At 57.9% G+C, this 11,531-nt stretch carries 19 protein-coding genes; 17 read left to right on the top strand and 2 right to left on the bottom strand.

Annotation, left to right across the window (positions count from 1 at the left end; translation table 11 throughout):
- Positions 1 to 4: 4 nt before the first annotated feature.
- Both MD273_RS08950 and MD273_RS08955 read left to right on the top strand, forming a co-directional pair.
- Entirely contained in the window at positions 5 to 703 is a 699-nt protein-coding gene (locus tag MD273_RS08950) for a TSCPD domain-containing protein (RefSeq protein WP_239037389.1), read from the top strand.
- A 142-nt stretch (positions 704 to 845) separates the two neighbouring features.
- Positions 846 to 1,547 carry a glutathione S-transferase family protein gene (locus tag MD273_RS08955; protein ID WP_239037390.1) on the top strand — a complete coding sequence of 234 codons (702 nt, stop codon included), beginning with the start codon at positions 846 to 848 and terminating at the stop codon, positions 1,545 to 1,547.
- Between the two features lie 127 nt (positions 1,548 to 1,674).
- On the opposite strand, the gene MD273_RS08960 is transcribed toward MD273_RS08955, so the two are convergent.
- Positions 1,675 to 1,998, bottom strand: a complete 324-nt coding sequence (locus MD273_RS08960) for a thioredoxin family protein (RefSeq protein ID WP_239037391.1) — start codon at positions 1,996 to 1,998, stop codon at positions 1,675 to 1,677.
- Positions 1,999 to 2,092: 94 nt separating this feature from the next.
- Between MD273_RS08960 and MD273_RS08965 the strand changes: the two genes are divergently transcribed.
- From MD273_RS08965 to MD273_RS09035, 15 genes are all read left to right on the top strand, one after another.
- On the top strand, positions 2,093 to 2,359 hold the full coding sequence (locus MD273_RS08965; RefSeq protein ID WP_239037392.1) for a DksA/TraR family C4-type zinc finger protein: 267 nt from the start codon (positions 2,093 to 2,095) through the stop codon (positions 2,357 to 2,359).
- Positions 2,360 to 2,515: 156 nt separating this feature from the next.
- Positions 2,516 to 2,947, top strand: a complete 432-nt coding sequence (locus MD273_RS08970; RefSeq protein ID WP_239037393.1) for a GFA family protein — start codon at positions 2,516 to 2,518, stop codon at positions 2,945 to 2,947.
- A gap of 7 nt (positions 2,948 to 2,954) precedes the next feature.
- Positions 2,955 to 3,323 (top strand): SecDF P1 head subdomain-containing protein, encoded by a 369-nt coding sequence (locus MD273_RS08975; RefSeq protein ID WP_239037394.1) that lies wholly within the window; start codon positions 2,955 to 2,957, stop codon positions 3,321 to 3,323.
- An 85-nt stretch (positions 3,324 to 3,408) separates the two neighbouring features.
- The gene (locus MD273_RS08980) at positions 3,409 to 3,741 is read left to right on the top strand and encodes a YnfA family protein (RefSeq protein ID WP_239037395.1); all 333 of its coding nucleotides are present in this window, start codon (positions 3,409 to 3,411) and stop codon (positions 3,739 to 3,741) included.
- Between the two features lie 92 nt (positions 3,742 to 3,833).
- Positions 3,834 to 4,502: a dihydrofolate reductase family protein gene (locus MD273_RS08985; RefSeq protein WP_239037396.1), complete on the top strand. Its 669-nt coding sequence runs from the start codon at positions 3,834 to 3,836 to the stop codon at positions 4,500 to 4,502.
- Positions 4,503 to 4,506: 4 nt separating this feature from the next.
- On the top strand, positions 4,507 to 4,992 hold the full coding sequence (locus MD273_RS08990) for a VOC family protein (RefSeq protein ID WP_239037397.1): 486 nt from the start codon (positions 4,507 to 4,509) through the stop codon (positions 4,990 to 4,992).
- A 132-nt stretch (positions 4,993 to 5,124) separates the two neighbouring features.
- Complete coding sequence (locus MD273_RS08995) at positions 5,125 to 5,604, top strand: carboxymuconolactone decarboxylase family protein (protein WP_239037398.1); 480 nt, start codon at positions 5,125 to 5,127, stop codon at positions 5,602 to 5,604.
- Complete coding sequence (locus MD273_RS09000; RefSeq protein WP_239037399.1) at positions 5,601 to 6,545, top strand: sigma-70 family RNA polymerase sigma factor; 945 nt, start codon at positions 5,601 to 5,603, stop codon at positions 6,543 to 6,545. The genes MD273_RS08995 and MD273_RS09000 overlap by 4 nt, the downstream gene beginning before the upstream one ends.
- Positions 6,538 to 6,951, top strand: coding sequence for a PaaI family thioesterase (locus tag MD273_RS09005; protein ID WP_239037400.1), 414 nt, complete (start codon positions 6,538 to 6,540; stop codon positions 6,949 to 6,951). Before MD273_RS09000 ends, MD273_RS09005 begins: the two co-directional genes overlap by 8 nt.
- 55 nt (positions 6,952 to 7,006) lie before the next feature.
- Positions 7,007 to 7,324, top strand: a complete 318-nt coding sequence (locus MD273_RS09010) for an antibiotic biosynthesis monooxygenase family protein (RefSeq protein WP_239037401.1) — start codon at positions 7,007 to 7,009, stop codon at positions 7,322 to 7,324.
- 119 nt (positions 7,325 to 7,443) lie between these two features.
- Positions 7,444 to 7,683, top strand: coding sequence for a hypothetical protein (locus MD273_RS09015; protein ID WP_239037402.1), 240 nt, complete (start codon positions 7,444 to 7,446; stop codon positions 7,681 to 7,683).
- A 17-nt stretch (positions 7,684 to 7,700) separates the two neighbouring features.
- Positions 7,701 to 8,393, top strand: coding sequence for an aspartate/glutamate racemase family protein (locus MD273_RS09020; protein WP_239037403.1), 693 nt, complete (start codon positions 7,701 to 7,703; stop codon positions 8,391 to 8,393).
- Positions 8,394 to 8,406: 13 nt separating this feature from the next.
- Entirely contained in the window at positions 8,407 to 9,156 is a 750-nt protein-coding gene (locus MD273_RS09025) for an SGNH/GDSL hydrolase family protein (protein WP_239037404.1), read from the top strand.
- A 37-nt stretch (positions 9,157 to 9,193) separates the two neighbouring features.
- Positions 9,194 to 9,820: a class I SAM-dependent DNA methyltransferase gene (locus tag MD273_RS09030; protein ID WP_239037405.1), complete on the top strand. Its 627-nt coding sequence runs from the start codon at positions 9,194 to 9,196 to the stop codon at positions 9,818 to 9,820.
- Positions 9,801 to 10,670: an AraC family transcriptional regulator gene (locus MD273_RS09035; protein WP_239037406.1), complete on the top strand. Its 870-nt coding sequence runs from the start codon at positions 9,801 to 9,803 to the stop codon at positions 10,668 to 10,670. The genes MD273_RS09030 and MD273_RS09035 overlap by 20 nt, the downstream gene beginning before the upstream one ends.
- Here the strand turns inward: MD273_RS09035 and MD273_RS09040 are convergent.
- Positions 10,629 to 11,222, bottom strand: coding sequence for a LysE family translocator (locus tag MD273_RS09040; RefSeq protein ID WP_239037407.1), 594 nt, complete (start codon positions 11,220 to 11,222; stop codon positions 10,629 to 10,631). The two genes, MD273_RS09035 and MD273_RS09040, sit on opposite strands and share 42 nt — an antisense overlap.
- Positions 11,223 to 11,531: the final 309 nt, after the last annotated feature.

Consider the following 11,531-nt stretch of genomic DNA (forward strand, 5'->3'; position numbering starts at 1 on the left):
GAACATGACAGTCAAAATCAGCAATCAGATCGTCGGCTACCGCGTAAAGAAAGCCGATACCGAAACACCGAGCGAGCACCAGGCGCCGGTGCAGGCGGAAACCAAGCCGGTCCAGATGAACGAGTACATCGAACGGCCGGATTTCCTGCTGGGCACCACCTACAAGATCAAGCCGCCGGTAGCCGAGCACGCGATGTACATCACCATCAACGACATCCTGCTCAACGAGGGAACGGACCACGAAAGCCGCCAGCCGTACGAAGTGTTCATCAACTCCAAGTCGATGGAACACTTCCAGTGGGTTATCGCCCTCACCCGCGTTATCTCCGCGGTGTTCCGCAAAGGCGGTGACGTAACCTTCCTGGTGGAAGAGCTGCGCTCCGTGTACGACCCCAACGGCGGCTACTTCAAGAAGGGCGGCGTGTTCATGCCGTCACTGGTCGCCGAAATCGGCGCCGTGATCGAGAAGCACCTGAAAGCCATCGGCCTGCTGGAAAGCGAGGAAATGAGCGAAACCACCAAGCGCATCCTCGCCGAAAAGCGCGCCGAGTTCGAAGCCAGCCAGAGCACGGCCACCAACGACGACACCAGCAACGACTACCCCGCCAATGCCACCATGTGTGGCAAATGCAGCACCAAGGCGGTCATCGTGATGGACGGTTGCGCCACCTGCCTGGCTTGCGGCGATAGCAAGTGCGGTTGAGGCGGTAGCCTGATGAAGTGGCGGAAAGGCCCGGTGGTGAGAACTACCGGGCCTTTTTGTTCTGGAATACGGGTTGCAGGGTCCAACGTGAGCACGGCGTTAAACTGGTCCTTCAGGTTCGCTCCCAACTTCAGGAAATGCCATGATCGAGATTCACCAATTCGCACCAGCGTGGGGGATGAATATCAGCCCCTTCTGCCTCAAGGTCGAAATTTACTGTCGGTTGGCCGGGATTCCCTACCAGGCCCGGAGCACCCTCCCATTCAGGGGGCCGAGAGGCAAGCTTCCATTTATTGTTGATCAGTCACAGCGGGTTCCCGACAGCGGCAACATCGTGACCTACCTGAAGGCGAACTACGGCGACCGGCTGGACGGACAGCTCTCGGATGCCCAATCCGCCCCTGGCCACATGCTGCGCCGGCTGTGTGAGGAAAGTCTGTATTTTGTCATCGTCTATTCCCGTTGGATAGACGACCGGTACTGGCCCCAGACCAGGGACGCTTTTTTCAACATGGTGCCATCAGGCGCTCGCCAGCCGGTAGCGGGCATGGTCCGACGAGCCATCCGACGAGGCCTTACCGGGCAGGGTTACGGTCGACATCCGTTGGCGGAGGTGTATGCTGCCGGAATTGCGGACCTTGCCGCAATTGCCTGGCAGCTGGACAAGCACAGCTATGCAGTGGGTGAATGTGTGACCTCGTTTGATGCAACGCTGTATGCATTCCTGTTCAATATCCTTAGGGTACCGCTGGAAACGCCCCTCAAGCAGGCCGCCTCGAAGCATGCGTCGATTATTGCGTACCTGGAGCGCATGGATGAGTTGCTCAAGGAAAAATCTGCCTGAGGCCGTGTACACCACTCCGTATACATGGAGCCTGATAACAGAAGATCACACCCATAAAACGCATCGCGAGCTGCTTTACCCGGAGAGTTTTTCACTGTTTCGAGGCTCCAAAATTGCCCGCACGTCCTTATAGAATTTTTATCAGAACGCCCTCGATGTCGCCGCTGTTTTCCGGGCGGACTAGCCGCGCCATTTCTTTGCCATCCTTCAGAAAAATCAGAGTCGGCCAGAGCTTAACGCCAAATGTACGCCCCAACCTCCGGCCTTTGCCATCTTCAACTTTCACATGCGGAACGTCTGGGTAATTGTCCATGGCCGCCTTGATATATGCCTGTGCACCTCGGCAGAACCCGCACCAGTTGGTACCGAATTCGATCACCATCGGACCCGTGGTCTGGTCCAGCTCATCACGACTGAGCGTTTGAGGTGTATATCGGCTCGTATAGGACATGGCGGTTCCTCGGTGGGTAATGGACAATCTTTAAGCGCCCGTGTTCGAATGATACCGTTTGGTGGTTTCAGTCATCCAGACTCCGGAGGGGCTCATGGCAGGTGGATGGTCACGTGATGGTGCGGTTCAGGAACAGATCGACGCAAGCGTTGAAGACGAAATTCAGCGCGCACGCAGCCAGTTAGCCGGCGGCGAGAGCGCTACGGAATGCGATGAGTGTGGCGCGCTGATTCCGGAGGCCCGGCGCAAGGCCATTCCCGGTGTTCGGTTGTGCATCGACTGCCAGTCGGCCCATGAGAAGCAGCAAACCCAGTCTGGCAGCATCAATCGTAGAGGCAGTAAGGACAGCCAGCTTCGATAGCCTGTTGGTTTCGCCATTCATCAGGCTCCCCCCAAGGCAACCGGAATCACAGCCCCGGAGGTGCGCGGAAAGGCCTTTGGCATTAAGCTACTGAAACAACTTGTATTTGCACTTATCCCAAAACGGGCCTTGTTCCCCTGTTAATCGGAATAACCCATGAACGGCGAATGCCTCTGCTCAGAAGTCCAATTCGAGATCCAGGGCGATCTCCCCAACCTCTACCAATGCCACTGTTCCCTCTGCCGCAAGGCCACCGGATCTGCCGCCAACGCTGCCACCTTCGTCCATCAGCAGAACTTCCGCTGGCTCTCAGGCGAGGACAGGATCACCTCGTTCCAGAAACCAACCGGTTATCGCAGTGATTTCTGCTCCGTATGTGGCAGCCCGGTGCCCAATCAGCTGAGAGGCACCGAACTGGTCTGGGTACCTGCTGGTTTGTTGGAGGCTTTCGAAGCGGAGGTGAATGTACACCTTCATCTTGGTTCGTCGGCATCCTGGGAGCGGGATTCCATTGACTGCCTGCGTCTTGAGGCGGGGCCGGAAAGTCTCGATGCCCTCAAGCAAGCGCTCCACAGCACGGAAGCCTGAGAATCTCATGAAACGGATTGGGCTTTTTTGTCTGTTGATCTCCTGTATTGCTACAGCATCAGCTGAACCCGAGTTTCACCTTTGTTCGGGCTACGTTCAGCGTTCGGCAACCGGGGAACAGAGCGAAAATGGCTGGCCGGTTTTCATCCAGCTGACCGAGCGCGGTGCGAACAGCTTCAAGGAGTTCACCGAGGCAAACGTGGGCAGTCCTGTCCGCATCGTGGTTGCCGACCGTGAGTTCACCAGGGCAACACTGTGGACGCCAATTCCCGGCGGAAGGTTGCATGGCTCGTTCCCTTCGGAGGCCGCTGCAACTGAATGGCAGAGACTGCTGGAAGGCGGTTTGCCACCAGCTCCGTGCGGCGCGGAAAAGTGAAACAAGCCTGACTCGGCGGAAACCGGCCAGTAGACTGATGCTTTAACCGGTTGAATGCTGCCCCCCATCAACAGGAGCCCATCCAGTGCCTGAACTGAAAACCCTCGGTCTGTTTCTTGTAACCGCCCTCGCGGAGATCGTCGGCTGCTACCTGCCTTATCTCTGGCTTCGCGAAGGCAAAAGCGTCTGGCTGCTGGTGCCCGGCGCCCTCAGCCTCGCCCTATTCGCCTGGCTATTGTCATTGCATCCGACGGCAGCTGGCCGGGTGTATGCGGCTTATGGTGGGGTGTACGTTTTCATGGCGATACTGTGGCTCTGGGCAGTTGACGGTATCCGTCCCACCGCGTGGGACATCCTGGGCTCGGCCGTCGCCCTGCTGGGGATGGCGATCATTATGTTTGCGCCGAGGAGCAGCTAAACTGGTTCACACCTGAAATAAATCCTGCTGTCGATTTTGCAGTGCCCCATGCGACTACTGGGTGCAAGACCGCAAACCAGGAGGATGAACTCATGCGAAAAGTGATTGTTGGCGCCATGGTGTCGCTGGACGGTGTAATGCAGGCGCCCGGTGGCCCTGAAGAAGATCCCACTGGGGGATTCGGCTACGGCGGCTGGGTGGCCCCGATGGTGGATGAGGTGTTTGGCGAAGAGATTGACCGTATGTTCGGCCAGCCCTTCGACCTTTTACTCGGACGCAAGACCTACGAGATTTTCGCCGCCCACTGGCCCTATGCCGAGGACGGACCAGACGATTCGATCGCCAAGACCTTCAACTCCATCAACAAGTACGTTGCCACCCGGAAGGGACTGGATCTGACCTGGCAGGGCTCGGTGGCGCTCAATGACGCGGCAGCCGATGTTGCGCGGCTGAAGCTGGAGGATGGCCCCGCGCTGGTTACCCAAGGAAGTTCGGATCTGCTCCAGACGCTGTTCGAGAACGACCTGGTCGATCAGGTCAACGTCTTCACCTTCCCGATTGTGCTTGGCCGCGGCAAGAAGCTGTTTGGCAATGGCACCAAACCAGCCGCGTTCAAGCTGGCCGCGAGCAGGATTTCACCCAGCGGCATCGTCATCGGGCGCTATGTACGTGACGGCAAGGTGGCAACCGGTGACTTTGCCATGGACCCACCTACTCCGGCGGAAATCGCACGCCGCAAAAAGCTACGCCAGGAGGGCTAACGAGATGGAACACGCGAAGAACACCATTTGTCTCTGGTTCGACGGCGGCGCCGAAGAGGCGGCCCGCTTTTACGCCGATACCTTCCCGGATTCATCGGTGGGTCGGATTCTCCGCGCGCCGGGTGACTTTCCATCCGGCAAGAAGGACGATGTCCTGACCGTGCAGTTCACGGTCCTGGGCATCCCCTGCCTCGGGCTCAACGGCGGCCCCGCCTTCACCCACGACGAAGCCTTCTCCTTCCAGGTGGCCACCTACGACCAGGAGGAGACCGATCGCTATTGGGATGCAATTGTGGGCAATGGCGGCGAAGAAAGCGCTTGCGGTTGGTGCCGGGACAAATGGGGCATCTCGTGGCAGATTACACCAGTGGCCTTGACCGAGGCCATTGCCGACCCGGATCCCGCTGCCGCCAGCCGGGCATTCGAGGCGATGATGGAAATGGGCAAGATCGATATTGCGGCCATTGAGGCGGCGCGACGGGGGGAATGAGAGACGTCAGGCCAAAGCCAACGTACCGCTCGGGCCACAAATTTCTCAGCCATGTCACAAAAGCCGAAGCCATTTCGTCTACCTCTGTAGAACCCCATCAAGATGATCCATCCACTGCAGAGGAACCAGAAAATGGAGAAACGCCTGAATGCTTACAAAGCCAACCCGGAAGCCATCGCGGCCATGTCCAGGCTGGACGATCATGTGCGCCGTTGTGGGCTGGAACAAAGCCTCATCGAGCTCGTAGTCACTCGAGCCTCCCAGATTAACGGCTGCGCCTACTGCCTCCACAAGCACACCAGTGAGGCACGTGCAGCTGGTGAGAGAGAGGTACGGCTCTATCTTCTGTCTGCATGGCGTGAATCGGCCCTTTATACACCCCGGGAAAAAGCGGCGCTGGCCTGGACCGAAGCATTGACGAAGCTCCCGGAGACTGGGGCCCCCACCCGGGACTACGAGCTGGGACTTGCCCACTTCTCCGAGAAGGAGTTTGTGGATCTGACACTCTTGATCGGCGTCATCAATGCCTGGAACCGGATCGGTGTGGGTTTCAGAAACGTTCATCCGAATGATGAGGCGTTGAGCGAAACATGGGAAATACCGGAACTGTGACTGACCTTGCCATGACGGAGCGCAGTGCCCGCCAGTTCAATTACTGGCGTCGTTATCTGACCGGAGTTGCTTACCGCATGCTGGGCTCGGTAACCGAGGCAGAGGATGTGGTACAGGATGCATACCTGCGTTGGCATGGCTCCGATTGCTCGTCGGTGACTGACGTTCGGGCGTACCTGACCACAATCATCAGTCGGCTGTGCCTAGACCGCCTGAAGGCCGTTCACAGGCAAAGGGAGATCTATGTCGGTCCCTGGTTACCGGAGCCTCTGGTGGAGTCACTGGAGGCTCCGGTTGGCGCCGAGGCTCTGGCCAATGATGTCACTTTTGCGTTGATGCTGGCGCTGGAGCGGTTGTCGCCTCTGGAGCGCGCTGCGTTCCTGCTGCATGATGTCTTCGGGATTGATTTCGGGCAGATCGCGCTTAGCCTCGATCGCAACGAAGCAAGTTGCCGACAGCTTGCCAGTAGGGCCCGAAAGAAAGTGCAGGCTGCCTGCCCGAGGTACCCGGTAACGCCCCATCAGCACAATCAGTTGACCGAACGATTCTTCAGCGCGGCCCGCAGCGGCGATGTCACGGAACTGAAGGCCCTGCTGAGTGAACATGCCACACTTCATACCGACGGTGGTGGCAAGAGAATTGCCGCGCGGCGTGTGATCTTCGGGGCCGACAAGATCTGTCGATTTTTCAGGGGGCTGGCTCGGAAGCCGTCTTCATCCGGCCCACATTGGGTTAAACCGGTTAGCGTGAATGGTCTGCCTGGCTGGTTAACCATCGAGCGGGATGGACTGCCCCAGGTAACGACGGTTGAGATCGCGGGGGACCGTATCGAAGGTCTTTATGTGGTTCGCAACCCGGACAAGTTGCACCATCTGGTGGACCAACTGCCTGAGCAATTTATGGAAGACGGCATATCTGTGGAGACATCTTTCAATGAGTGAGTTACTGGAGTTTGGAAGGAGGATACTGGAGAACCAGCCATTCAGCGCCCTGCTCGGCACCGAGCTGGAAGTCTTTGAGCCTGGGACCGCCGTTCTTTCACTCGCAATCCGGCCGGAGTTGAAACAACAGCACGGCTTTGTTCATGGGGGCGTTGTCAGTTACCTGGCTGACAATGCATTGACCTATGCCGGCGGCTCGGTCCTGGGCGATTCGGTCACCTCCGAATACAAGATCAATTACCTCCGCCCGGCGATTGGGGACAAACTGGTCGCCAAAGCCACGGTTCTTTCGTCGGGAAGAAACCAGGCAGTCTGCCAGTGCACCGTAATTGCAACGGGAGAGGCCGGTGAACGCACCGTTGCGCTGGCCCAGGGCACCATCAACAAGATTGATCCCAAAAACTGAGAATTCCCATCCGGGGAACCGCGTCATCCATGAACGCAAACGCCACGAGGACACCATGACGGACATCGCAGACACTCCTGCCCCTCCCTACTACGCCGTGATCTTCAGCAGCCATCGCACGGAAGGAAACAATGGCTATGCGGAAATGGCGGAGCGCATGGCCCAGTTGGCCTCGCGGCAACCTGGCTATCTGGGCATGGAATCCGCCCGGGAAGGTCTGGGCATTACGGTTTCCTACTGGGAAAGCCTGGAGGCCATCCGCAACTGGAAAAAGAATGCAGAACATCAGGAGGCCCAGCGATTGGGCCACCAGGTATGGTACTCCAGCTTTCGTGTGCGGGTGGCAAAGGTAGAGCGGGAATATGGTATCTGACGATGGATAAAACTTGAGCGTTGAAGCGGCAGCGTGAGTCAACTCGTACTATTTTCTAGTGAGTGACCAGCGGAATGATTTCTGCCTGGTCCCCCAATAACGCAGGGAGCTCACGCTTTATGACTAATCTACCCGATGTCGGAGAGAGAATCTGTGCCGGCGAATCCGCCTGCATTGAAAATACCCATACCGCCAAACTTTCAATAAGCCTGTTCTGTGGCGACGCTTGCCGTGTGGATCTTGATCTGGGGCCAGGCCAGGTTCTGGAGTTCACCGCCGGTAATTCAGATGCGAAGGTAGTGCTGCACCATGGTGATCCTGCTAACCTGCTGATCATCAAGCCGGAATCTGCATCCTGAATACAAAGCAACCAAATATGAAAACCATTGGCCTTCTCGGCGGAATGAGCTGGGAATCAACCCAGACTTACTATCGGCTGCTCAATGAGGGCGTGAAAGCGCGCCTGGGCGGACTGCATTCTGCAAAACTTATTCTCTACAGCGTCGATTTTGCCGAGATCGAGGCACTCCAGCACCAGGGCAATTGGCCCGGGACGGCGAGCATTCTGTCCCGGGCCGCTCGCTCGCTTGAAGATGCCGGGGCGGATTTTCTGGTTATCGGCACCAACACCATGCACAAGGTGGCACCCGAAATCGAACAGGCTATCCGGATTCCACTGCTTCATATTGCCGATGCAACGGCCGGCGTTCTGAAGCGGGATGGTGTTTCCAGTGTTGGACTGCTGGGGACACGGTTTACCATGGAGCAGGACTTTTACCGGGAGCGCCTTGAGAACGCTGGCATCCGGGTAATCGTTCCCAATGTGCCGGAGCGCGAACTCATTCACAGGGTCATCTATGAGGAATTGTGCCAGGGCTCCATCAACCAGGCCTCAAAACAGGCTTACCTGGAGATCGTCACTACCCTGGCCGGCCGCGGCGCCGACGCGGTCATCCTCGGCTGCACCGAGATCGGGCTGCTGATCCAGCAGACGGACACGCCGGTTGCCCTCTATGACACCACGGAAATCCACGCTGCTCAGGCCGTTGAGAAGGCGCTTGATACTTGATTGAGGTTTAACCATGCACCTTCCCTTCTGGCTGACCACCGCCCTGCTCTTCCCGGTATTGCTTTACCAGGGCAAGCGTGCCCGGCGGGACACGCCACGGCTTCCGGAAGCCCAGGGTTCCCCCGGCGGCCAGTATGGCGAGGGCGTGCCAGTATTCCGGGTTCTGGTTATCGGGGAATCCACGGCCGCAGGCGTGGGAGTGTCCACCCATCACCAGGGCCTCGCGAGCCAGCTGGCGTCGCAGCTGCACGAACGCTCCGGGCAGACCATTGCCTGGCACACGTTTGGCGTGAACGGCATCCGGCTGGGCGAGCTGAACGCGAAACTGGCAGATGCAGAACTGCCGGAAGCGGATGTGGTGTTACTCAGCATGGGGGTTAACGATACCACCGGATTCACCCCGAGGTTCCGGTTCCGCCAGCAGCTATTGGCGCTTCGTAACCTGCTCTCAAAACGCTACCCGGGACCCATATGTTTGCTGAGCGTGCCTCCGATGCACCTGTTCACCGCACTGCCCTCACCGCTCAGGCACATTATGGGTTGGCGGGCGCGGCAGCTGGATCGGCTGTATCAGCAACTGGCCAACCAGTACCCGGACAATTTCCGCTATCTGACCTACCCGACCATCACCGATACCTCGATGCTGGCCAGCGACGGCTATCATCCGAGCGAAAAGGGCTACCGTGCCATTGCGGCCGCATTGGCAAATGGAAATCTGGAATTACCTTATTCCAACTTGAACTCAAGCACAGACGCCGCATAATCGGGAAGGTTTCCTTCACCAGATAGTGGCCAGACCCATGAGCAAAGACTACTTCGCCCACAAAGCAGACACCTACGAGCAGAACCGCGACCGCGTCGATAACGTCACCAACATCGCCAACACCATCCTGGAAAAGGCGCACATCGAGCCCTCCATGCACCTGATGGATTTCGGGTCCGGGACCGGGCTCTTGCTGGAGCGGATCGCGCCGCACGTGAAGAAAATCACGGCGGTGGACATTTCCCCTTCCATGAACCGCCAGCTCTCCGAAAAACGGGCCTCTCTGAACTGCGAGCTGGAGATCAAGGAGATTGATCTGGAGAAGGAGTCCATAGACGAGCGGTTCGACGGCATCATCTCCTCCATGACCATGCACCATGTACGGGATATCGATGCGATGTTCCGGCGCTTCAGGGAGCTGCTGAAGCCGGGTGGCTTTATCGCCATTTCCGATCTGGACAAGGAAGACGGCACCTTCCATAGTGAAGATACCGGCGTGTTCCATTTCGGTTTTGAGCGCAACGAGATCGCCCGTGCTGCAGAGCAGGCCGGGTTCTCTGATGTTGAGGTGGTGTCCGCCAGCGCCATTGAAAAAGAAGACCGGAGCTATCCGGTGTTCTTGCTGACTGCGAGCACCATTTCAGATGAAAACAGCCACCAATAACAGCAAGCCCATCTTCTGGCGAGACGCCCGTCTGCCCCATGTGGAGCTGCGCAAGGTCGCAGACGGGCGTGAGGTTTGCTATGCCCCGCATACTCACACCCAGTGGTCGATGGGGGCTATTACCGGCGGCAAGAGTACATTTCAGTACCGGAATGATCATTACCGGGTCCAGGCCGGAGATCTTGTGCTGATGAACCCCGAGTGGGTTCACACCTGCAATCCCATCGACAATCAGCCGTGGGCGTATCTGATGTTGTATGTGGATACGGCGTGGCTGACCGACCTTCGGTTCCGGGCGGGACTGCTGCCGGAACCCCGGTGGCAGGACCTTTCGACTGCCATGATATCGGATCCGATCTGGTTTGAACGCTACTGCAAGCTGGCCGAATGCCTGCTTGAGCCCGAGAATGAGTTGCTGGAGAAGCAGTCGCAGGTTGTGGAATTTCTGTCAGACCTCATGCATGAACTGGCGAGGCAACCCGTCACGACAGCCCCAAAGACTCCCGAGATTCTCACGGACCTGGCCCTCTACCTCGATGAGCATGCAGCGGATGATGTCTCACTGGACATCCTGTGCGAGCTGTCCGGGTTCAGTCCCGGCCACCTGATCCGGGCGTTCAAACAACATTTCGGACTCACGCCCCACGCCTATCTGGTGAACCGTCGCGTGCAGCTGGGCCGCCAACAACTGAAAAACGGCACTGCCATTGCCGAGGCCGCGCTGAATGCCGGCTTCGCCGACCAGCCGCATTTCCAGCGCGCCTTCAAACGGCTGATGGCGGCAACACCCAACCAATACCGGCGCGCATCAGCCGATCACAAGGTAGAGGCAACTCGCCGCCAGCAGTAAAGCCAGCACCCGATTCACCGTCGCCAATACCGCTGGCCTCTGGACCTGTTGCCTGAGGAAGGCACCCGCGTATACCCAACACGCCAACGACAGCCAGCAGATAGGTAGGTAAACCGACGCGAACAGCAGCACCTGCGGTAAGTCATTGGCACTGGTGTAGGCGCCAATGCCGGAAGCCGAGGCCAGCCAAGCCTTGGGATTGAGCCACTGCATCAGCGCCCCCGTCCCGAAACCAGGCGCCTTTTCTGTTGCCTTTTCGGGTAACTGACCGCTATCGAGGGCCAGCTTCACACTCAAATAAAGCAGAAACGCCACCCCCGCCCATCGCAAAACGACTTCAAAAGCCGGTACCAGGTTCAGCAGTGAATACAGCCCCAATCCCACTGAAATGAACAATGCGATAAAACCAATGGTGGCGCCGCTTACGAAAATCAGTCCGCGAGAGACCGGGTAACGGGTTCCGCTGCTCAGACACACAAGGTTTACCGGTCCCGGCGAGATAGATGCGGCCAGGGCAAAGGCGGACATGGGCAGAATCAGGGAAAGACTCATGGGGTCGATGCTCCTTGGTAATGTTTCGCTCAGTCTGGCCGGGATTAAAGGAAATTTATTGCACAAAATTGCGGTTCAGACTTTACAAAGCCGGCCTCAGCCGCGATCCTTTCACTGCAAGTCGCCGGCGAAAGAACGTAGCCAAATCATACACTTCTACTCGCCAGCACATGGAAAATGGACGCATGCCAGAGGCATTGCCTCGCGCTTTTTGGCGCAGTGACGTCCTGATATGACAAGGTTGTCTTGCCCCATAACGCATGGTCTTGCGTGGGCCCGGTTGTATTGTCTCAGGAGTCTGCTCCGGTG

The organism is Marinobacter sp. C7 (assembly GCF_022343555.1).
Taxonomy (GTDB): domain Bacteria; phylum Pseudomonadota; class Gammaproteobacteria; order Pseudomonadales; family Oleiphilaceae; genus Marinobacter.